Consider the following 20,190-nt stretch of genomic DNA (forward strand, 5'->3'; position numbering starts at 1 on the left):
GGGACAGGTTCGGCCTGGGCGGACGCGGACCCGAGCGGGCTCCTTCCGGGCAGGTCCCATCCGGACGGGCGGGTCCGGCCCGGACAAGGCGCGTCCGTCCCGGGTGAGGCTCGCCCCGCCCAGGCGGAATGGGCCCGGCCCTGCCGGAGCAGAGCCGACCCAGGTGGGCGGGTTCCGCCCGGGCAGGTGAGCCCGGGCTCCGTCCGGCCCGTAGGGGCGGGCGGAGCCACGACCCGTCCACGCACGCGAGGCCGTGACCGGCGGTCTTCGCCGGTCACGGCCCCCGGGCGACCGGGTCCCCGGTCAGCCCGTCGCGCGGCGCGTCACACGACGCGCCCGTCCAGTCGGCGCCGGAGGCGCCGACGTCACCGCTTCAGGTTGGCGTTGGTGGAAGGCGTGTTCGCCTCGGTGACGTTCACCCCGGCCCACGCCGCGTCCACGGCCTTGTACTCCGCGCCGTCCTGACCGTAGATGTCCGCGGCCGCCTGGAGGGTGGCCTTGCGGGCGTCGTGGAAGTCGCTGGTGGAGACCAGGTAGCGGCTCAGCGCGCGGTAGAAGATCTGCTCCGCCTTGTCGCGGCCGATGCCGGTCACCGTGGAGCCGTCGGAGGTCGGCGAGTCGTATGTGAAGCCGCCGATCGTCTTCTTGCCGCTGCCCTCGGCCAGCAGGTAGAAGGCGTGCGAGGAGACGCCGGAGCCCGCGTGGACCTCACGGTCGTAGGAGCCCTCGTCCCAGAAGTCGACCGTGCCCTCGAGCTTGTCCAGCGACGGCTTGTCGAGGCGGCGCAGGAAGGTCTGCTGGAGGCCGAGCTTCTCGCCGAGGAGGTAGTTCGGCGGGTTGGCCGGGTTGTTGGTGGCGAACTCCACGCCCGTGCCGAAGATGTCGGCGAAGGACTCGTTGAGCGAGCCCGCCTCGCCGAACTGGTTCTGGTCGTCGTCGACGCGCGTGGGCTGGAAGTTCGCGGTGGCCTCGACGACGCCGTGGGTCAGCTCGTGACCGGTGACGTCCAGCGCGACCAGCGGCTGCTTGAACGTTTTTCCATCGCCGTCGCCGTACAGCATGCAGCCGCAGTCGGGGGACCAGAAGGCGTTGCCGACGTTGCTGCCGAAGTGGACGAGGGCGTGCGGGCCGACGCCGTCGTTCTTGATGCCGTTCCGGCTGAACGTCTTCTTGTAGTAGTCGAACGTGGCGGTGATGCCGTACTGGGCGTCCACCGCCGCGCTGGCGGCGTCCGACGCCGCGCCGTTGCCCCACTTGTTGTCGCTGTCGGTGAAGGCCTTGCCGCCGGCGAAGGTGCCCAGCTGCTGACGGCCCGCGTTGCGGGTCTCGGCGTTGCCGCGGCTGGGGTCCTTCAGGGTGAAGGAGCTCTTCGCGGTCTGGGTCGTGATCAGCGGCACATTGCCGACGAAGATCGACGAGCCGCTGCCGGTGGCCTGCGCCGGGAAGGCGCCCGCGGCGGGCTTGACCGGCCCGGGCAGGGGCTTGGTGTTGGTGCGCGGGGCGGCCTGGGCGCCCTGCTCGCGCAGCTTCGCCTTCAGGGCGGGCGAGATGAACGCGTCGGAGAGCGGCGTCTTGCTGATGACCTTGCCGGACGCGGCGTCGACGAGCACCGAGTGGGCGGCACCGGCCTCGGTCTTCGGGGTGCCGGTGACGGTCACCCGGTAGGCGAGGACGGCCTTGTCGGCGCGGGCGTCCACCACCAGCTCGGGCTTGCCGGCGGCGGTGCCGTCGGCCGACGCGGCGGCCTTGGCGGCGGCGTCGGAGGCGCTGAGCTTGGGGGTGACGCTGGGGACGGTGACCTGGCGGTTGGCCGAACGGGTCACGCCCAGGTAGGAGTTCTTCGCGTCCAGGTGGACGACCAGGTCGCCACCGATGACGGCGACGCCGTGCTGGGACCGCTCGAAGCGGACGTGCCGCTTCCCTTCGGGGTCGGTCAGGACGTCCTTGACGTTCAGCGTGTCCGCCGAAGTGACGCCGGTGGCGGCCGCGTTCGCGACGGCGGCGCTCCGCGCGGCCTTGACGACGTCCGCCTGAACACCACTGGTCGCGGTGGTCACGGCGGTCGCGGCCGGGGCCTTGTCCGAGGAGTGGGACGGGATGGTGTCGGCCGCGGCCGTGCCGGCCATGGTCGCCGCGGCGACCACCGCGACGGCGATGGTCAGCGCGCGTCTGCCGGTCGAGGCCGATATGGAGCTTGTGGGGGATGTACGCACGTTTCAGCGCCCTTTGCCATGAGGGCGGTTCGGATGACCGGACCGCCTGCGTGCACGCGGTGCCGGTTCTGCCGCACCACGGGGACCCCTGGTCCAGGTCCCGTGGATGACCTTGCACCCATTGGCATGCCCATGAGAAGGGCGAAGGGGCTTCTTGTCCGAACAGTTGATCTACCGTTTACAAATCCCCAACACACCGTTACGACAGCGCAACTTCCTGTCGACTTGCGGGGGAGGACGCGGCAACGCCCCCGAAGGTTGCCCATGTTGGCCGACTGATCACTATGTGAGACGCGGCCCGTCGCTACCCCCGCCAGTCGCCGCCCGGCACCCGGTTCCCCGACGCCCGCAGCCGGCGCGCCGTCCGGTCCGCCGCGAGATACACCCATCCCCGCACCGGACCGCCGCCCTCCACCCGCACCTCGCGCACCACACGCTCGTACGAATTGCGGGGATCGCCCGGACGGTAGTCCTCCAGCGCGTCGAGCTCGGCCAGCACCCGGCCGTACTCCCCCGGCGCCACGGTGATCAGCTCACCGCGGATCTCGCCCTCCGCGTCCGCCACCGCGTACGGATACCCCGGCCCCTCGTACAACACCGCGCCCCGCATCCGCGCGGGCTCCTCCGTCACCGTCCGGCCGAGCAGGAAGCGGTCGTGATTGTGCCGCCCGGGCCGCAGCGTGCCGTAGACGAAGACAGGCAGCCCTCCGGAGTCCTCCGCCGTCACTCCCGTGCTCCCTTCCCCGGCCGTCGCCCGGCCATCCGTCTCCCCCTGCCGCCGCCGAAAGGCGGGCGGCGGGGGTCGGCCGTAGCCTAGAGGCATGGGAGAGCGCTCGGTCGCGCCCTCGGCACCCGAGCTCGTCGTCGAGGCCGACGGCGGCTCGCGGGTGATGAGCCCCGGCAGGATCTACCACGTGGGGCGCGACCCCCTCAGCGACATCGTGCTGCACGACGGGCGCGTCTCGTGGCACCACGCCACCCTGCGCGCCGTCGCGGACCACTGGACGCTGGAGGACAGCGGCAGCACCAACGGCACCTACGCCGAGGGCCACCGCGTGACCTCGCTCGACGTGGGCCCCGGCAGCGTCGTCCGCTTCGGCAACCCCTCCGACGGGCCCGCCGTCCATGTCACCGAGGTCCTGCCGCACCCCGACGACCGGCCCTCCTCCGTCTCCCACCCCTCCGGCACCAGCACCTTCCGGCAGCCCACGTCCGTACGCCCCCTGCCCACCCGCACCGTGCGGATCGGCCGCGCCGCCGAGAACGACCTCGTCCTGGACGACCTGATCGTCTCCCGGACCCACGCCGAGCTGCGCGCCCTCCCCGGCGGCGGCTACGAGATCGTCGACCTCGGCAGCCACAACGGCACCTACCTCAACGGCCACGCGGTGCAGCGCGCCCTCGTCGGGCCGGGCGACATCGTCGGCATCGGCCACTCGGCGTTCAGCCTGGTCGGCGACCAGCTCCAGGAGTACGTCGACACCGGCGAGGTCTCGCTCGACGTCCAGGACCTGACCGTGGAGGTCGACGCGGGCCGCAAGACCCTGCTGGACGACGTCTCCTTCCCCGTCGGCGCCAAGTGCCTCCTCGCCGTCGTGGGACCCAGCGGCGCCGGCAAGTCGACCCTGCTCAACGCCCTCACCGGACTGCGCCCCGCCGACCGCGGCACCGTCCTCTACGACGGCCGCGACCTCTACCGGGACTACGCCGAGCTGCGGGCCCGCATCGGGCTCGTCCCCCAGGACGACATCCTCCACACCCAGCTGACCGTGCGCCGGGCCCTGAACTACGCCGCCGAGCTGCGCTTCCCCGGCGACACCGCCAAGGCCGAACGCCGGGCCCGGGTCGAGGAGGTCATCGGCGAACTGGGCCTGGAGCAGCGCGCCGACCAGCCCATCCACAGCCTCTCGGGCGGCCAGCGCAAACGCGTCAGCGTCGCGCTGGAGCTGCTGACGAAGCCTTCGCTGCTCTTCCTCGACGAGCCGACCTCCGGCCTCGACCCGGGCATGGACCGCTCGGTGATGAACATGCTGCGCGGCCTCGCCGACGACGGCCGCACCGTCATCGTCGTCACCCACAGCGTGCTCAGCCTGGACGTCTGCGACCGGCTGCTGTTCCTCGCCCCCGGCGGACGGACCGCCTTCTACGGGCCGCCCGGGGACATGCCCGCCTTCTTCGGCTTCGGCCAGTGGCCCGAGGCCTTCGAGGCGTTCGAGAACGACAAGGACCGTGACTGGGCGGGCGAGTACCGCTCCTCGCCCCACTACCGGCAGTACATCGCCTCCGCCACCGACCAGCCGCGCCTGGGCGCGCCGCCCGCGCCGGAGGCGGCCCCCGCGCCGGCCAAGGCGCAGACCTGGGGCGCCCAGCTGTGGACCCTGATGCGCCGCTATGTGATGGCGCTCAGCGCCGACCGGACCTTCCTGATCATCATGGTCGCGCTGCCCTTCCTCACCGGCGCCATGGCCCGGCTGTCCTCCGGCACCCGCTTCGCCTCCGCCGACAAGGCCAACACCGTGCTGCTGATCCTCTGTGTGGGAGGCGTGCTGACGGGAGTGGCCAACGCCGTGCGCGAACTCGTCAAGGAACGCGTCATCTACCGGCGCGAACGCGCCGTCGGGCTGTCCCGGTCCGCGTATGTGATGTCGAAGATCCTGGTCCTGGGCGTGATCACGGTGGCGCAGGCGATCGTCCTGGCCGTCGTGGGCCTCGGCGGGGTGGACACCCGCGCGCCCAAGGGCCAGGGCGTGCTCATGCCGCCGCTGCTCGAGATGACGCTCGCCCTGGCGCTGTTGTCGTTCACCTCCATGCTGCTGGGCCTGCTGGTGTCGGCGCTGGTGCGCAGGGAGGAGGTCACCATGCCGCTGCTGGTGCTCATCACCCTCGTCCAGGTCGTCTTCTGCGGCGGGATGATCGAGCTCAACGGCAAGCTGGTGCTGGAGCAGCTCTCCTGGCTGGTGCCGTCGCGCTGGGCGCTGGCGGCGATGAGCGCGACCATCGACTTCACCCACATCCCGCCCGAGAGCGGCCAGCTCCCGCCGAAGGGCGGGAGCGGGGCCGACCCGCTCTTCCGGCACGCCGTCGGCACCTGGCTGCTCGACATGAGCATGATGGTGGTGCTGGCCCTCGTCTTCGCCTTCCTGGTCGCCCGGCTGCTGCGCCGCCACGAGCCGGCGGTCATGCGGAAGTGACGGCGCGATGAGCACGGTTCCCCTCTCGTCCGGCGCGATGCCGGACGTCCCCGGTTTCCGGCCGACCCATGTCGTGCCGAACGAGGGCCTGCCCACGTGGACGGCCCCCGACGCGGCCGTGCCGACCGAGCCGCTGGACCCACTGCTGCCGGTGCGGCTGCTGGCCCGGAGCGGCGACTGGGGGCAGGTGCTGTGCTCCAACGGCTGGTCGGCGTGGGTGGACGCCCGGCTGCTGGTCACCCTGCCGCAGCACCCGCCCGGGGCGGCCGGGGCGCTCGTCCGCACGTCGGACGCGCGAGAACTGCTGGCCGGGCTGGAGGAGTCGCTGGGGCGCTACCGGCGGGCGGTGGAGGAGCTGGCGGCGGGCCGGATCGACGACGAGACGTTCCGGCACACGACGCGGGGCCTGCGGATCGGGGTGGTCGTGGCGGGCGAGGAGATCTGGCTGTACGACGTGGCGGGCGACCGCTGGTGCTACAGCGACGGCACGACGACGACAGCCGTCACCGGTGGCGAACCATCACCGGAACGGGGCGCGCCGGGGGCGACACGACTGGACGACGCGGGCCCGGGCCCCGGCCAGGCCGGGGTGACCGGGACGGCCGGCGGCAGCGCGGGCTCCACGCGGCTGGACGGCGGGAGCGCGGGGCGATCTGCCGGCCCCGGCGAAGACGACGACGGCGCGGGCTCCACGCGGCTCAACGGCGCGAGCCCCGGCTCCGCCGGGCCCGGGGCCGGGGACGCGGGCTCCACCCGCCTCGACGGCGAGAGCCGGTCCCCCCGCCCCGGGGGCGGCCCGGGCGGATCCCGGCCCGCGCGGCCTGACGGCGGTGGCCGGTGATGGCCGGGGATCAGGAGGAGCGCCCCGCACGCCCCGACGTGTCGCTCGGGGCCGGGCCCGGCGGCCTGACAGGGCACCGGATCGCGGGCTACCGCATCGAGAGCGAGATCGGCCGGGGCGGCATGGCCGTCGTCTACCGCGCCACGGACCTCCGGCTCGACCGCACCGTCGCCCTCAAGCTCCTCGCCCCCGAGCTCGCCCGGAACGACACCTTCCGACGCCGCTTCAGCCATGAGTCGAAAGTGGCCGCCGCCATCGACCACCCCCACATCGTGCCGGTGTTCGAGGCCGGTGAGGTGGAGGGCGTCCTCTACATCGCCATGCGCTACGTCCCCGGCCAGGACCTGCGGGCCCTCCTCGACCGCGAGGGCCCGCTGCCCCTGCCCGTCACGGCCCGGATCGCCGGCCAGGTCGCCTCCGCCCTGGACGCCGCGCACGCCCACGACCTGGTCCACCGGGACGTCAAGCCCGGCAACATCCTGGTCGCCGAGGGCACCGACGCCGACCACCCCGAGCACGTCTATCTCACCGACTTCGGGCTCACGAAGAAGTCCCTGTCGCTGACCGGCTACACACGGGTGGGCCAGTTCGTCGGCACGCTGGACTACGTCGCGCCCGAGCAGATCTCGGGCAAGCCCGTGGACGGTCGCTGCGACGTCTACAGCCTGGCCTGCGTCGTCTTCGAGATGCTGACGGGAGCGCCGCCGTTCCGGCGCGAGGACGACATGGCGCTGCTGTGGGCCCATCAGTACGAGCCGCCGCCACGGCTCTCGGAGCTGCTGCCGGGGCTGCCCCCGGACGTCGACGACGTCCTGGCGACGGCGCTGGCCAAGGCGCCGGACGACCGTTTCGACAGCTGTCTGCGGTTCGTGACCGCGCTGCGGCGGACGGGACGGGCGAGACCGGCGCCGGGGGAGGCGGCGGCGCCGCCGCCTCCCCCGCCGGACTGGGCGGCGGTGGCCTTCCCCGAGCGGGGTACGGGCTGACGCCGTACCCCGCTCGAGCCCGGGTCACCGGCCCGGCGTGCCGCCGGGGATCATGAAGGGCAGCTCCTGGGAGAGGAAGGACGCGTCGCCGTTGCCGACGGTGAATCCCGCGTCCGCGTGGGTCACATCGCGCGGGGCGGTCCGGGCGACGGCGACCTTCAGCCGGTAGACGGCCGTCTCGCCGGGCGCGAGCAGGCGCTTCCCGGTGGTGGGCAGCAGGGCGGCGCTCATGCCCGGGTCGCAGCCGCCCGCGACCAGTGGGACGCGCGCCCAGCCCCGGTCCGTGCGGTACTGGGACAGCGTCAGGTCCTTGGGCGTCAGGGCGTGCGAGCCGCCCGCGCCGTAGGCGAAGTACGAGCCGTTCAGGGCGGGGTAGGCCCGGTCGGTGGTGTTCTTCACCGTGACCGTGACGGTGCGCCCCGCCCCTCCGCGCCGCAGGGTGGCGCCCCGGTCCCAGCCGGTCACGGTGACCTTCGGCCGGGTGGCCTCGGCGGTACGGACGGGGGCACGGTAGGTGTGGCCCCGGCCGTCGTCGAGGGAGGCGGCGACGGTGAGGGTGCCGGGCCGGTCGAGGTCCTGGAGCCGCAGGGCGATGCCGACCGGGTGCTTGGGGCTCGCGTCCGGCGCGGACACCGGGAAGGAGAGGACGCCGCGGGTGGGGAAGGAGCCGGGGCCCGACTTGCTGTCCAGGTCGACCCATCGGTGGGCACGCGGCTCGTAGCGCTGCACCGTCAGGGAGTCGGTGCTGAAGCCTTTGCTCGAGACGTCCAGGCGGACCGTGCCCTTGGTGACGGGCGTGCGCAGGGTGACGCCGGAGTCCGACCACAGACCGATGGGCAACTGGCCCGGCATGCCGTACGCGACGTTCTGCGCGGCGGTACCGGTGAGGGCCGGCACCGGCGCCGGCTGGTGCGCCGCGGCCCACGCGGGCGCGGCGCTCATGGCGCCGGCCTGCTCCGCGCCGTCACAGCCGGGCTTGGCCGGGGTGATGCCCCCGGCCGGCGTGGCGGCGGCCGCCTGGCCCGTCGCCGCCACGCCCATGACGAGCGCCAGTCCGGCGGCCAGCGCGGCCGCCGTTCTGACCGTGACTTTCCGTGCCGCCGACGTCCGCCGCTGCGCGACCTTGAATGTCATGTACCGCCCCCCGCAATGTGGGTGTGTATCCCGTGCTCGACGTACGTGTGTACGCGTCCGGCCTCAGAGAGGGCCGTCCACAGCTGATGGTTCCCACGCGGAACGGAAATCCCACGTCTTCCGTCAGTGGCCGCGCAGGTGCTCCATTTCGCGCCGGTCGCGCTTCGTGGGCCGGCCCGCGCCCCGGTCGCGGACACCGGCGGGGGCGACGGCCTCGCGCGGCGGTGGCGGCGGGCTGTTGTCCTCGTAGCACTCGACGGCGACGGGCGCGCCGACGCGCTTGCGGATGAGCCGCTTGACGACCACGACCCGTTCGTAGCCCTCCTGCCGCAGCCGCACCTCGTCCCCGGGCCGGACGGTCTGGGCGGGCTTGACCCGCTCCCCGTTGAGCCGGACGTGCCCGGCGCGACAGGCCGTGGCGGCGATCGAGCGTGTCTTGGTGAGCCGTACGGACCAGATCCAGGCGTCGATCCGTACCGCCCCTCCCTCTGTCTCCATGCCCGTAAGCCTAGGGGACCCCACCGGCATGGCCGATTACCGTCGGCGTTTCGCCTGCCGGGCCCGGGAGTCCGTTGACTTCTGTACCTCCCCGTGCGACTGATGTCGTGTTCACCTCAACCCCCGACTCTTCGCAGCCGTCGGCGGTCCGCAGGGGCCGCTCCCGGCCGGATGGGAGTACGGCGATGAACGCTGCCATCGGCTCCAGGAACACCGTCATCGGCAACCGGCACCGCGCACGCGCCGCGGCCGCCGCGGCCTTCGTGGCCGCCCTGGCGAGCGCCGGCCTCGGCCTGGGCGCGCCGTCCGCCGCGGCGGACACGGTGTCCGTCAGCTACACCTGCACCGGCCCGGGCGCGCCCAGCGACGTCCAGTCGCTCCAGGTCACCGTGACCGCTCCGGCGAGCGTCCCGCAGGGCGGCACGGCGGATCTCACCCTTGAGGCCGCCACCCAGCTGAAGGTACCGATCAGCGTCCCCGCGCAGGCCGTCACCGGCGAGCTCGACCTCGCCCTCGGCGGCGCCGCGTCCGGCACCGTGACGGCCACCGGCTTCACCAACCCCGACCCGGTGCCCAGCGGTTCGGGCGTGACCCTCACCGGCGGCACGGCCTCCGTCAAACTCGACGCCGCCGGCACCACGACCTTCACCCCCGGTACGGCGAAGGTGCACGTCTTCGGCGTGACGGTGGAGTGCGCGGTCTCCGGCAGCGCGCCGGTGGCGGCGAGCACGCAGGTGACGGCCGAGTAGGCCCGGCCCACCGGCCGACGGGCCGTCCGGGGTGGCCGGCCGGGGTGGCCGTCCCGGGCGGCCCGGGCCGGATCCCGGGCCGCCGCGCGCCCGAAGGACGGCGCGACCCTCGCGCCCGGGTCAGCGCGGCTTGCGCAGAAGGAAGACGTGGTACCCGAGGTGGTCCCGGAGGAACTCGCGCAGCACCGGCATCATGGCGTCCATGCCGGCCACGGTCTCGGACCCGTAGCGACGCAGGATCTGCTCGTGGTGGTCGTGGTACAGGACGCTCATCAGGTCCCCGGTGACCTGGAGGCTGCCGGTGTGGTTCTCGATCCGCAGGAGGTCGAAACCGGCCCGCTCCGTCAAGGCGAGCACCTCGGCCGGCAGTCGCGGCGGCGGGGAGCTCCACACCGTGCGGAACGCGGCCAGGTGCTCGGGGCGGGGGTCACCGCGGTGGGTGAACTCGGTGAGCAGCAGGCGCCCGCCGGGGCGCAGTACGCGCCAGGCGTTGTGGAGGGCGGCACGGCGGTCGGACATGTGGGCGAATGAGTCGATGGCCCACGCGGCGTCGTAGGCCGCGTCGGGGTGGTCGTCCGAGAGTTTCATGGCGTCGCCGAGGGCGAATCGCACCCGGTCGGCGAGCCCTGCCTCACGTGCCCTCTCCTGGCTCGACGACACCTGCTCGGCGCTGACGGTGATGCCTGTGACACGCGCGCCGGTCGCCCGCGCCAGCCGGACGGCGGGGCCGCCGGTGCCGCAGCCGATGTCGAGCAGGTGGTCGTCGGGGCCGAGTCCCAGGGCCTCGACGTAGTGGTCCGTCTGCCGGTCCATGGCCGCGTTGGCCAGGCCGGTCAGGGACGCGGCGGTCGACGGTCCGTCGGGGGGTGCCCACATGCCGATGTGGATGGCCGAGTCGCCGAGGATCAGCCCGTAGAGGTGGCCGAATGTGTCGTACGCGGCGCCGACCTCCTCGGGCGTCGGCAAGGGGTGCGCGCCGATGGGCTGTTCGTCCGGTTCATCCGCTGCCATGGCTTTCACGGTAAGGGCGCACACGCGATGCGCCTACGGCGCGAACCGGCCATGCGGATCCGGCACCTCGGTGGTGTCATGCCGCCCCCGAGAGAGACGCACGTCACACTGGATCGTGTCACATCCTGCCGAGCCGAGTCCGTCCTGGGTGTGCAGCCATCGACAACGACGGAGGAACACCCGCCATGGACGCACGACTGAACGCCTTCGGCAGCCCGACCACCGGCAAGGTCCTCAAGTACCTCGTCTCGGCGAACAAGGCGGTGGCGGACTCCGCGCTGCCCGCCGCGACGCAGGAACTGGTGAAGATCCGCGCGAGCCAGATCAACGGCTGCGGCTACTGCCTCGACATGCACACCAAGGACGCCACCGCCGCCGGTGAGGACCCGACGCGTCTCCACCTGGTCGCGGCGTGGCGGGAGGCCACCGTCTTCACCGAGGCCGAGCGCGCGGCGCTGGAGCTGACGGAACAAGGCACCCGCCTCGCCGACACGCCCGGCGGGGTATCGGACGAAGTGTGGGCCGGAGCCGTCGCGCACTACGACGAGGAGCAGCTCAACGCTCTTGTCTCCCTGATCGCCGTCATCAACGCCTTCAACCGGCTGAACGTCATCACCCGGCAGCCCGCCGGCGACTACCGCCCCGGCCAGTTCAGCTGACGACGCCCTGACGCAAGGCAGCGCGGTCCCTCACCGGGAACGGCTCAAAAGCCGCACCCCAACGGGGATTTCGCTGCCGGAACGCCGGGCGGGCGGGGGCCGGCGCCCGAACGGGCAGCAGCCCCCTACTCCTCCTCCGCCAAGCGTGCGAGCAGGCCGAGCGCCTCGACGACCACGGCCTGTTCGCGCTCGTCCAGGCGCTCCGCCAGGGCGCCGGCGATCCACCCCTCGCGCTCCCGGCGGACCTCCGCGAGCCGGATGCGGCCCTGTTCGGTGAGGGACATGATGGCCTGGCGGCGGTCGCTGGGGTGCGGGGTGCGCTCGACGAGGCCGGACTCCTCCAGGGCGGCGAGGGTCGCGCCCATCGACTGCGGGCGTACGCGCTCGGCGCGGGCCAGGGCCACGGTGGTGGCGGGCCCCTCGCGGTCGAGCCTGCTGAGGGCGGAGGCCTGTGACAGCGTCACGTCCGTGCCCTCCGAGGCCGCGCGCAGACGGCGCGTCAACTGCCCCGTGAGCACACGGAGCCTGGCGGCCGCCTCGGCCAGTTCGGCGGACGGGGCGGGGGCGGCGGGGGGCTGCTCTCGGTCCTTCATCAAGCAAGGGTACCTTTCGACCGCGGCCCCGGCCGGTGCCTCATGCCGCACGGCCCGGGCCACCGCGCGGCAGGTCGCGGTCCGCCAGGGTCGCCAGCAGCAGGAGCACGCTCAGCGCGCCCAGGACGAGGGCGATGGCGTGGAGCCCGGACGTGGAGGCGTGGTCCCCGTAGAACAGGCCGATCAGGCTGGAAGCGGCGATGGCGCCCGTGTACTGCGCGGTGCGGAAGAGGCCGGCGGCGGTGCCCGTCTGCCCGGCGGGGGCCTGGGCGTACAGGGCGGTCTGATTGCCCACGGCGTTCAGGCCGTTGGGCAGCCCGAAGAGGGCGCCGAGGGCGACGAGGAGCAGTACGGGGCTGTCCGGCCCGGCACACAGCAGCACCCCGGTGGCCAGCACCATGGCGCCGGTGCCGAGGAGCAGCGGGCCGCGCACCCGCTTGCGGCGCGAACCCAGCCAGGAGGCCACGGCCGCCACCACCGACATCGGCAGCATCAACAGCCCCGTGGTCGTCGTGGAGTGGCCGGCGGACTCCTCCAGCCACTGCGTATAGCCGTAGAGGACGCAGTAGAGGACGAGGAAGGCCGTGGCGTAGCGGACGTAGGTGCGCACCAGTGGGCGGTTGGCCGCCAGCATCCGCAGGTCGAGGAAGGGACGGCGGGCCCTGAGCTCCCAGGCGACGAGCGCCGCCGCGAGCGCGCCGCCCAGCGCGAGCAGGGACCACCGGGGGTGGTCGAGGCTCATCAGGAAGAGCACGGCGGGCAGGGTGACGCCGGCGAACAGGGTGGCGCCCAGCGGGTCGAGGGCCGTCCAGGCGGACTCCCGTTCGCCGGCCGGGCGCGGGGTGTCCTTGGGCAGCCAGGCCAGGGTGAGGAGGAGTCCCACCGCCGCGAGCGGGACGTTGACGCCGAAGATGGAGCGCCATCCGGCGAGTCCGGTCAGCAGTCCGCCGAGGGCCGGGCCGACCGCCGCGCTGGCGAGGCCGGCGATGGTGAGGGCGCCGAGGACGCCGCCCGGCGGTTCCCGCCGGAGGCGGGCGGACTGGGCGCGGATCATGGCCATCGCGGCGGGGTAGGCGGCGGAGGTCCCGACGCCCAGGGCCACCCGGACCGCGATCAGCTGGTCCAGTGAGCCCGCCCGTAGCCCGGCGAGTCCGGCCAGTGCCACCAGGACCAGTCCGGCCGCGTAGACCCGGCGGGGGCCGAACCGGTCGGCGATCTTGCCCATCGCGGGCTGGGCGACGGCGCTGGCCGCGTAGAGGCCGGAGACCAGCCAGGCTGTGCCGGCCGCGCCCGTGCCGAGCGCGCGGCCGATGGGGACGAGGGCCGTGGAGATCATGGTCGAGTTGACCGGGTTGAGCATCGACCCGATGACGATCGGCGCCACGAAGCGGGGGCCGAAGCCTATGGACCGGGGAGGCCCGGACGAGGGAAGCGGCATGGGGAAAGGCTAGCTTTTCAGAAGCTCACCTTGCAAGGTTGCCTTTCTATTTTTATCGCACCGGGACCGGAGGTCACCGCTCCCTGCGGACGATCAGCAACGCCGCGTCGTCCGCCAGCTCACCCCCCGTGTAGTCCCGCAGATCGGCCACGATCCGGTCCGCCAGATGCGCCGGCGTCAGGTCGGGCAGTCCCGCCAGCCGCTCGCCCAGCGGATAGAAGCGCCCGGCCGCGTCGCGGGCCTCCGTCACCCCGTCCGTGTAGAGCACGAGCGTGTCGCCCGGCGCGAAGGGGGTGCGCATGAGGTGGTACGGGCCGGGGTTCAGCTGCCGCAGGGCCAGTGGCGGGTCGGGCTCGGGCGACTGGATCTCGGTGACCTCGCCCGCGCGCCACAGCAGCGGCGGCAGATGCCCGCAGTCGACCAATTCCACCGGGCCGCCCCGCACCGGCACCCCGAGGAGCACGGCCGTCACGAATTCCTCGCCGACGCCGCGCCGGAAGACGGTGGCGTCCAGCCGCCGGGCCACCCCGTCGAGCCCGGGCTCGACCTGGGCGGCCTCCCGGAAGGCGCCGAGGACGTCGGCGGCGGTCTCGACGGCGCCCAGCCCCTTGCCCCGCACGTCGCCGAGCAGCAGCCGCGTCCCGTACGGGGTGCCCAGCACCTCGTACAGATCCCCGCCCACCCGCGCCTCGGCCGCCGCCGAGGCGTAGCGCACGGCGATCCGCAGGCCGCCGATCCGCTCCGGCGCGGGGCGCAGCAGGGCGCGCTGGGCGGCCTCGGCGACCGAGCGGGTCTGGAGCAGCTGGCGCTCGCGGGTCGAGACGAGGACGACGTTGGCGGTGGAGACGCAGGTGATGGCCAGGACGGTGGCCCCGGCCGTGAGGTGGACGGGCAGGGCGACGCCGGGGTCGGCGAGGGCGAGCGGGGCGACGAGCAGCAGCGCGATCAGTCCGGTCGTCAGGGGGACGCGGGCGCTGCGGGTGCCGAGGCTGGCGAGCGCGGGGGCGGTGGCCAGCACCGGGGAGAAGGTCAGCGAGGGGTTGGTGGAGAGGTCCAGCGCGACGGCGGCCGCGAGCAGCACATAGGCCGCCACGACGAGCGGGCGCACACCGCGGGGCAGCGCCGGGGCCGCCCCGGGCACATCGGGGCCGGGGTCTCGCTTCATGACTGCCCTCCACCCTAGGTGGCGGGTGGGGCGCCGCAACCGCACCGCCCTCCTTCATGGCATACGCTGTCCTATGCCCAGAAAAAAGGACATTACTCCATAAAGGTGATCGCTGACCCGTTCGGCGGTGCGCCACCGGGACGGCGCTCGATGATGGGTCTGTGAGCGGCAAGGTGGTGACGCGCGACGTCCTGATCGTCGTGTACGACGGAGTGCAATTGCTGGACGTCGCGGGGCCGTTGGATGTCCTCGACCGGGCAGGCGGCGAGGCGGACACCGGCTACCGGGTGCGTCTGGCCTCGCTGGGCGGCCGGTCCGTAGCCACCTCCGCCGAGGCGCAGTTGGGCGTCTCGGCGGACCTGACCCGGATCCGCAAGCCGCCGGACACCCTGATGGTGGCCGGCGGCCGGGGCTACGCCGCCGCCGCGTCGGACCGCGAACTGGTCCGGCACGTACGGCGGCTCGCCGCCGGGGCGCGGCGGACGGGCTCGGTGTGCACGGGGGCGTTCGTGCTGGCCGAGGCCGGACTCCTGGACGGGCGGCGGGCCACCACGCACTGGGCGTTCTGCTCCGAACTGGCCGCCGGCTACCCCGCCGTATCGGTCGAGCCGGACGCCATCTTCGTCCGCGACGGGGCGGTCGTGACCTCGGCCGGGGTGACAGCGGGCATCGACCTCACCCTGGCGCTGCTGGAGGACGACCTCGGGCCGGAGGCGGCCCGCGCCGTCGCCAAATACCTGGTCGTCTTCATACAGCGCCCCGGCGGGCAGTCCCAGTTCAGCACCTGGACGCGCGGCGACCCGCCGCGCGGGGGCGCCCTGCGCGACCTGGTCGAGGACATCGACGCCCATCCGGCGGGGGATCTGTCGGTGCCCACGCTCGCCGCCCGCCTGGGCATGAGCCGGCGCCACTTCAGCAGGCTGTTCAGCCAGCAGGTGGGCACCAGCCCCGGCGCGTACGTCGAGCGGGCCCGGGTCGCCGCCGCGCGGGCCCTGCTGGAGAGCACGCCGGACGGCGTCGACACCATCGCCGGGCAGTGCGGCTTCGGCACGGTCGAGACGATGCGTCGCGCGTTCGTCCGCGAGACGGGGGTGTCCCCGGCCGCGTACCGCGACCGCTTCCGCAGGGTCTGACCGCCGTCCTCGTACGGCACCGGTCGTCAGTGAGTGCGATCATGGCCTTGCACACCCCGGGGGCGAGCGACCCCGGATGGGGAACGGACCGGCCCCATGGTGCAATTCACCGGTGATACCGATGGTCAATTCCGCTGGTGAGACGGCTGTGGGCAGCCCCGGCAGCGATCTCCACCTTGAGCTGCCGGACGGCCCCGGCGGGCGGCGCGGCGCGCTGATACGGGCCCTGCGCGACGCCGTCCGGACGGGCCGGCTGGCGCCCGGCACCCGGCTCCCTCCCTACCGCTCCCTCGCCGCCGATCTGGGCGTGGCCCGCAACACCGTCGCCGACGCGTACGCCGAACTCGCCGCCGAGGGCTGGCTCATCGCCCGGCAGGGCTCCGGCACCCGCGTCGCCCACCGGGCGGAACCGCCCCGCGCCGAGCACCCCCGCCGCCCCACGGCCCCCACCCGGCTCCGCGGCCCCGTCCACAATCTGGTGCAGGGCACCCCCGACGCGGCCGCCTTCCCCCGCGCCGCCTGGGTCGCCGCCACCCGCCGCGCCCTGACGGCCGCACCCGGCGAGGCCTTCGGGCCCGGCGACCCCCGGGGTCGCCCCGAGCTCCGCCACGCCCTCGCCGACTACCTCGCACGGGCGCGCGGCGTACGGACCGACCCCGAACGCGTCGTCGTCTGCGCCGGCTTCGCCAACGCCCTGCGGCTGCTGGGCCGGGTGCTGGAGGGCACGGTCGCCGTGGAGTCGTACGGGCTCGGCTTCCACCGCGACCTCCTCACCGAGGCCGGGCTGCGGACGGCCGACCTGCCCATCGACGAACACGGCGCGCGCGTCGACCTGCTGCCCACGACCGGCGTGAACGCGGCCCTGCTCACCCCCGCCCACCAGTTCCCGACCGGCGGTCCCCTCCACCCCGGGCGACGGGTCGCGCTCGTCGACTGGGCGCGGAGGTCGGGCGGGCTGGTCCTGGAGGACGACTACGACGGCGAGTTCCGCTACGACCGCCGCCCCGTCGGGGCGGTCCAGAGCCTCGATCCCGAACGGGTCGTCTACATCGGCACGGCCAGCAAGAGCCTCTCCCCCGCGCTGCGGCTGGGCTGGATGGTGCTGCCGGGGCACCTCGTGGACGCGGTGCTGGAGGCGAAGGGCGAACGGGAGTCCTGGACGAGCGCCCTGGAGCAGCTGACGCTCGCCGAGTTCATCACCTCGGGCGCGTACGACCGGCACGTCCGCCGGATGCGCCGCCACTACCGGCGGCGTCGTGACCGGCTCGTGGCGGCCCTCGCGGAGTCCGCGCCGCACGTCCGGGTCACCGGGATCGCGGCCGGGCTGCACGCGGTGCTGGAGCTCCCGCCGGGCACGGAACGGGCCGTCGTCCAGGCCGCCGCCCGGCAGGGGCTGGCCGTGGAGGGGCTCGGCGGCTACCGGCACGGGGAGGCCACCGGGGTGCCGGGCGACGGCCTGGTCGTGGGGTACGGCACTCCGCCCGAGCACGGCTTCACGGGGGCGCTGGAGGCGTTGTGCGGGGCGCTGCCACCGATGGGCGAGGTACAGTAAACAGAACCCTTTGGTTCATGATGCTGCTCTGAAGGGTCCGAGGAACCGTACCGACCCGAGGAGCAGGCATGACAACCGGCACCGGAACCGTCGACACCGCCGACATCGGGGCCTGGCTCGAGGCCGTGGCCGTCGACACCGCCGTACGGGAGCTGCGGCCCGACTACCGGGCGCTGGTCGTCGTCGCGGAGGGCCTGATGCCCGGCCCCAGCGACGACGCCGGCGAGAAGCTGCTCGCCGGGGCGGAGGAGACCGCCCGCGAGTGGCTCGCCCGCACCGCCCCCGAGGACCACCCCCACCTGGCCGCCTGGCGCGAGACGTTCCGCGCCTTCGGCGCCAAGCCGCAGCGCACCCGCCCCAGCGCGGAGGCGCTGCTGCGCCGCGTGCCGGCGGGGCTGCCGCGGGTGGACCGGCTGACCGACATCTACAACGCGATCTCGGTCGCCCACGTCCTGCCGCTGGGCGGCGAGGACCTCGACCACTACCGCGGCCCGGCCCGGCTGGTCCGCGCCACGGGCGAGGAGCCGTTCGAGACGACGGGCGGCGGCGAGACCGTGACCGAGCACTGCCCGCCCGGCGAAGTGGTCTGGCGCGACGACGCCGGCGTCACGTGCCGCCGCTGGAACTGGCGCCAGTGCACCCGCACCCGCCTGACCCTCACCACCACGCGAGCGGTCTTCATCCTCGACGCCCTCGGCCCGCTCGACGACACGGCACTGACGACGGCCGGGGACGCACTGGTGACGGCCCTCGCGGAGAGCAGCCCGGGGGCGAGGACGGCGTCGCGCCTGGTCCGCTGAGCGCCCCGCAAGGGGGGTGCCCCTTAGGGGCGCGGGGAACTGCGCGACCAGCCCCCACCGGCCCGCGGTGACCGCTCAGCGCCCGGCGACGAGTGCGCGCTCGATCCGGTCCGCGGCCTCTCGCAGCAGCCCACGGCACCACCGGGACTCCGGCCACGCCGGATCCAAGGCGCGGCACGGGCCCGTGAGGCTCAGCGCGCCAGCGGCGGGCTCCGGCCCAGGGCAGCGGACAGCCATGGCCAGGGAGGCCATTCCAGGCCGAGCCATGTCCGTCGTGTAGACGACGCGCCCGTCGCGCGGACCGGCCAGGGCCCGTGCCAGGGCACCGGTCGCGGGCCGCACGTCACCCGTCTCCAGGCGCTGCGGGGTGTTGTCGGGCCGGAAGACGTGGTGGACGATCTGCGCCCCTTCCGGGTGCCCCACCGCCAGGTGGACGCTCATGCCGCTGTGCGCGGCGAGCTTGTCCGCCCAGTTCATGGCGGCGGCGCGCAGGTCGTTGCAGTCGGCGGCGGGCCCGCTCAGGGGCCCGGCCAGCCGGAAGGCGCCGTCCGGTTCCTGCCGGACCAGCCCTTCCGCCTCCAGGCTCCGCAGCAGGGCCGTGGCGTCGACGGCCGGGATGTCGAGGGTGTCGGTCAGCCGGCGTCCGGTGACGCCGTCCTCCGGATGCCGGTCCAGAAGCCGCAGCGTGGCGGCGGTACGGCCGACGAGTGCTTGGTTCCGGTACATGCGGCCCGGGCTAGGAGGGCCGGGCCGGCGGCGGGTCGGCCGAATGGCCGATTCCGATTCCGATTCCGCGAGACTGCCGTCGTGACTCCACCCACGCGTAAACGCGCGGGCTTCCTGGATCGGTGGCTAGGCACCGTCGCAGAGGACCAGCCCGGCCCTGTGCAGAACGTTCAGCGCGCCCACGCGGTCGGCGTTCTCCACCAGGCCGCACTTGACGCATTCGAACTTCGCTTGGGTGACGCGGTTCTTCTTGGCGACGTGTCCGCATCCACCGATCGCGGGCGGGCACGTGCGGGAGGTGTTGCGGGCGTCCACCGGGATCACGCGGCGACCGGCGCTCTCAGCCTTGTTCACCAGGATTCCGAGGAACAGTCCCCAACCCGCGTCGAGGATGCTGCGGTTCAGCCCGGCCTTCGCAGCGGCCCCGTTGCGCAGGAACGCGCCGGGCCGCTCGGGGTCGGGACTGGGTGCCGGAGATTTGGTCATCCCGGCCGTGTTCAGCTTCTCGTGCCCGATCACATCGTGCGCGCGGACCAGGGCAAGAGCGGTCTTGTGGTGGTGATCCAGGCGCTGACGCCGGATCTTCGCGTGCAGCTTGGCGACCTTCCGCGCCGCCGCCCGGTGCTTCCTCGTCCGGCGCCTGGTGCGCTTGGGAAACGTCGAAAGGTGCTGCTGTGCCTCGGCGAGCTCGCCGGTCGAGACGTCGAGGAAGCGAGGGTTCTCGACGTGCTGGCCGTTCGAGGTGGTCAGGAAGTGCGCCACGCCCATGTCGACACCCACGATGCTGTCCGTCTTTGGCAGCGGTTCGGCAGGCACGTCGTCGCAGGCGAGGATGACGTACCAGTGCTTGCCCTCGCGCTTGACGCTGACCGTCTTGACCCGGCCGCGCACGGGCCGGTGCTGGTGGACGCGGACGTGCCCGACGCCCTGGAAGCGGACGCGGGTTTGAGTGTCGTGCGGGGTGGAGTCCCAGCGGCAGCCGTCCCCGTCCTTCGGGAACATCACCGTGTCGAAGTGACCGACGCCCTTGAACCTGGGGCAGCCGGGCGTGAGGCCGGCCTTCACACGGCGGAAGAACGCCTGGAACGCCTTGTCCAGGCGCCGCAACGTCGCCTGCTGGGAGGAGAAAGACCAGCGGCCCTGACGCTCCGGGGCGAACGCCCGGATCTCCTTGAGCTGCGCGGACTGATCCCATACCGGATCGTCGTCTTCGAGGTGTGACGCCGGGCGTCACGACGCTCTTGCAACGCGCCGTTGTACAGCGAGCAGTGATCTCGCAGCATCTCACCGAGCGCGGTATCCTGCCGGACAGTGGGACGCAGCAAGAACTTGTAGGCACGGATCATGTGGCCCACCCCCCTTCAGTTTTCGCTGGTCAAAGACAGCGTGTTCACCCTACCGGCGGCCACTGACAACAGTGCGGATCCGTAGGAAAAGACAGGTCAGAGCAGTTGAGAGAAGCCATTCCCCACCCCGCTAACGCGGGGCGTCCCCTGACTTA

The 20,190-nt window shown here is 73.5% G+C and carries 16 protein-coding genes and 2 pseudogenes; 8 read left to right on the forward strand and 10 right to left on the reverse strand.

The features are described 5' to 3' along the window. Positions 1–365: 365 nt before the first annotated feature. Together AB0E98_RS15140 and AB0E98_RS15145 are read right to left on the reverse strand one after the other, a co-directional pair. Entirely contained in the window at positions 366–2,126 is a 1,761-nt protein-coding gene (locus AB0E98_RS15140) for a M4 family metallopeptidase (RefSeq protein ID WP_361702795.1), read from the reverse strand. A 391-nt stretch (positions 2,127–2,517) separates the two neighbouring features. Beyond that, on the reverse strand, positions 2,518–2,940 hold the full coding sequence (locus tag AB0E98_RS15145; RefSeq protein ID WP_361702344.1) for a gamma-glutamylcyclotransferase family protein: 423 nt from the start codon (positions 2,938–2,940) through the stop codon (positions 2,518–2,520). A gap of 94 nt (positions 2,941–3,034) precedes the next feature. On the opposite strand from AB0E98_RS15145, the gene AB0E98_RS15150 reads away from it, so the two are divergent. Genes AB0E98_RS15150 through AB0E98_RS15160 form a run of 3 tightly spaced genes read left to right on the forward strand, consistent with a single transcriptional unit; the run spans position 3,035 to position 7,231 of the window. Further along, on the forward strand, positions 3,035–5,404 hold the full coding sequence (locus AB0E98_RS15150; RefSeq protein ID WP_361702345.1) for an ATP-binding cassette domain-containing protein: 2,370 nt from the start codon (positions 3,035–3,037) through the stop codon (positions 5,402–5,404). A gap of 7 nt (positions 5,405–5,411) precedes the next feature. Next, positions 5,412–6,245 carry a hypothetical protein gene (locus AB0E98_RS15155; RefSeq protein WP_361702347.1) on the forward strand — a complete coding sequence of 278 codons (834 nt, stop codon included), beginning with the start codon at positions 5,412–5,414 and terminating at the stop codon, positions 6,243–6,245. Continuing rightward, positions 6,245–7,231 carry a serine/threonine-protein kinase gene (locus tag AB0E98_RS15160; protein ID WP_361702349.1) on the forward strand — a complete coding sequence of 329 codons (987 nt, stop codon included), beginning with the start codon at positions 6,245–6,247 and terminating at the stop codon, positions 7,229–7,231. The genes AB0E98_RS15155 and AB0E98_RS15160 overlap by 1 nt, the downstream gene beginning before the upstream one ends. A 24-nt stretch (positions 7,232–7,255) precedes the next feature. On the opposite strand, the gene AB0E98_RS15165 is transcribed toward AB0E98_RS15160, so the two are convergent. Continuing rightward, a complete protein-coding gene (locus tag AB0E98_RS15165; protein ID WP_361702351.1) occupies positions 7,256–8,365 on the reverse strand; it encodes a hypothetical protein in 1,110 nt (369 codons plus the stop codon). A 123-nt stretch (positions 8,366–8,488) separates the two neighbouring features. Beyond that, positions 8,489–8,845 (reverse strand): annotated as a pseudogene (locus AB0E98_RS15170) (RNA-binding S4 domain-containing protein); the annotation flags it as partial. A 203-nt stretch (positions 8,846–9,048) separates the two neighbouring features. On the opposite strand from AB0E98_RS15170, the gene AB0E98_RS15175 reads away from it, so the two are divergent. Further along, positions 9,049–9,612 carry a hypothetical protein gene (locus AB0E98_RS15175; RefSeq protein WP_361702352.1) on the forward strand — a complete coding sequence of 188 codons (564 nt, stop codon included), beginning with the start codon at positions 9,049–9,051 and terminating at the stop codon, positions 9,610–9,612. Positions 9,613–9,732: 120 nt separating this feature from the next. Here AB0E98_RS15175 and AB0E98_RS15180 read toward each other — a convergent pair whose 3' ends face one another. Continuing rightward, the gene (locus tag AB0E98_RS15180; protein WP_361702353.1) at positions 9,733–10,623 is read right to left on the reverse strand and encodes a methyltransferase domain-containing protein; all 891 of its coding nucleotides are present in this window, start codon (positions 10,621–10,623) and stop codon (positions 9,733–9,735) included. A gap of 185 nt (positions 10,624–10,808) precedes the next feature. Between AB0E98_RS15180 and AB0E98_RS15185 the strand changes: the two genes are divergently transcribed. Further along, the gene (locus tag AB0E98_RS15185; RefSeq protein WP_361702355.1) at positions 10,809–11,282 is read left to right on the forward strand and encodes a carboxymuconolactone decarboxylase family protein; all 474 of its coding nucleotides are present in this window, start codon (positions 10,809–10,811) and stop codon (positions 11,280–11,282) included. A gap of 125 nt (positions 11,283–11,407) precedes the next feature. Here the strand turns inward: AB0E98_RS15185 and AB0E98_RS15190 are convergent, their stop codons facing one another. The 3 genes from AB0E98_RS15190 to AB0E98_RS15200 all read right to left on the reverse strand — a co-directional run bounded on the left by AB0E98_RS15190 (position 11,408) and on the right by AB0E98_RS15200 (position 14,478). Further along, positions 11,408–11,875, reverse strand: coding sequence for a MarR family transcriptional regulator (locus AB0E98_RS15190; RefSeq protein ID WP_361702357.1), 468 nt, complete (start codon positions 11,873–11,875; stop codon positions 11,408–11,410). A 40-nt stretch (positions 11,876–11,915) separates the two neighbouring features. Beyond that, on the reverse strand, positions 11,916–13,313 hold the full coding sequence (locus AB0E98_RS15195) for an MFS transporter (protein WP_361702359.1): 1,398 nt from the start codon (positions 13,311–13,313) through the stop codon (positions 11,916–11,918). A gap of 73 nt (positions 13,314–13,386) precedes the next feature. Then, a complete protein-coding gene (locus AB0E98_RS15200) occupies positions 13,387–14,478 on the reverse strand; it encodes a PP2C family protein-serine/threonine phosphatase (protein ID WP_361702361.1) in 1,092 nt (363 codons plus the stop codon). Between the two features lie 161 nt (positions 14,479–14,639). On the opposite strand from AB0E98_RS15200, the gene AB0E98_RS15205 reads away from it, so the two are divergent. From AB0E98_RS15205 to AB0E98_RS15215, 3 genes are all read left to right on the forward strand, one after another. Beyond that, positions 14,640–15,611: a DJ-1/PfpI family protein gene (locus AB0E98_RS15205; RefSeq protein WP_361702362.1), complete on the forward strand. Its 972-nt coding sequence runs from the start codon at positions 14,640–14,642 to the stop codon at positions 15,609–15,611. 121 nt (positions 15,612–15,732) lie between these two features. Continuing rightward, positions 15,733–17,163 (forward strand): PLP-dependent aminotransferase family protein, encoded by a 1,431-nt coding sequence (locus AB0E98_RS15210; RefSeq protein ID WP_361702363.1) that lies wholly within the window; start codon positions 15,733–15,735, stop codon positions 17,161–17,163. A 68-nt stretch (positions 17,164–17,231) separates the two neighbouring features. Further along, positions 17,232–17,963 carry a phenylalanine--tRNA ligase beta subunit-related protein gene (locus AB0E98_RS15215; RefSeq protein ID WP_361702365.1) on the forward strand — a complete coding sequence of 244 codons (732 nt, stop codon included), beginning with the start codon at positions 17,232–17,234 and terminating at the stop codon, positions 17,961–17,963. 75 nt (positions 17,964–18,038) lie between these two features. On the opposite strand, the gene AB0E98_RS15220 is transcribed toward AB0E98_RS15215, so the two are convergent. Both AB0E98_RS15220 and AB0E98_RS15225 read right to left on the reverse strand, forming a co-directional pair. Continuing rightward, positions 18,039–18,689, reverse strand: coding sequence for a MarR family transcriptional regulator (locus tag AB0E98_RS15220; protein ID WP_361702367.1), 651 nt, complete (start codon positions 18,687–18,689; stop codon positions 18,039–18,041). Positions 18,690–18,815: 126 nt separating this feature from the next. Continuing rightward, positions 18,816–20,035: pseudogene (locus tag AB0E98_RS15225) on the reverse strand (transposase). Positions 20,036–20,190 lie beyond the last annotated feature (155 nt).

The organism is Streptomyces sp. NPDC037389 (assembly GCF_040636475.1).
In the GTDB taxonomy this organism is placed as follows: Bacteria; Actinomycetota; Actinomycetes; order Streptomycetales; family Streptomycetaceae; genus Streptomyces; species Streptomyces hesseae.

Excerpts from the sequence above, each read along its gene's own strand:
- AB0E98_RS15140 (WP_361702795.1), bottom strand. The coding sequence starts at position 2,126 with ATGGCCGGCACGGCCGCGGCCGACACCATCCCGTCCCACTCCTCGGAC.
- AB0E98_RS15150 (WP_361702345.1), top strand. The coding sequence starts at position 3,035 with ATGGGAGAGCGCTCGGTCGCGCCCTCGGCACCCGAGCTCGTCGTCGAG.
- AB0E98_RS15155 (WP_361702347.1), top strand. The coding sequence starts at position 5,412 with ATGAGCACGGTTCCCCTCTCGTCCGGCGCGATGCCGGACGTCCCCGGT.
- AB0E98_RS15160 (WP_361702349.1), top strand. The coding sequence starts at position 6,245 with ATGGCCGGGGATCAGGAGGAGCGCCCCGCACGCCCCGACGTGTCGCTC.
- AB0E98_RS15165 (WP_361702351.1), bottom strand. The coding sequence starts at position 8,365 with ATGACATTCAAGGTCGCGCAGCGGCGGACGTCGGCGGCACGGAAAGTC.
- AB0E98_RS15175 (WP_361702352.1), top strand. The coding sequence starts at position 9,049 with ATGAACGCTGCCATCGGCTCCAGGAACACCGTCATCGGCAACCGGCAC.
- AB0E98_RS15180 (WP_361702353.1), bottom strand. The coding sequence starts at position 10,623 with ATGGCAGCGGATGAACCGGACGAACAGCCCATCGGCGCGCACCCCTTG.
- AB0E98_RS15185 (WP_361702355.1), top strand. The coding sequence starts at position 10,809 with ATGGACGCACGACTGAACGCCTTCGGCAGCCCGACCACCGGCAAGGTC.
- AB0E98_RS15190 (WP_361702357.1), bottom strand. The coding sequence starts at position 11,875 with ATGAAGGACCGAGAGCAGCCCCCCGCCGCCCCCGCCCCGTCCGCCGAA.
- AB0E98_RS15195 (WP_361702359.1), bottom strand. The coding sequence starts at position 13,313 with ATGCCGCTTCCCTCGTCCGGGCCTCCCCGGTCCATAGGCTTCGGCCCC.
- AB0E98_RS15200 (WP_361702361.1), bottom strand. The coding sequence starts at position 14,478 with ATGAAGCGAGACCCCGGCCCCGATGTGCCCGGGGCGGCCCCGGCGCTG.
- AB0E98_RS15210 (WP_361702363.1), top strand. The coding sequence starts at position 15,733 with ATGGTCAATTCCGCTGGTGAGACGGCTGTGGGCAGCCCCGGCAGCGAT.
- AB0E98_RS15215 (WP_361702365.1), top strand. The coding sequence starts at position 17,232 with ATGACAACCGGCACCGGAACCGTCGACACCGCCGACATCGGGGCCTGG.
- AB0E98_RS15220 (WP_361702367.1), bottom strand. The coding sequence starts at position 18,689 with ATGTACCGGAACCAAGCACTCGTCGGCCGTACCGCCGCCACGCTGCGG.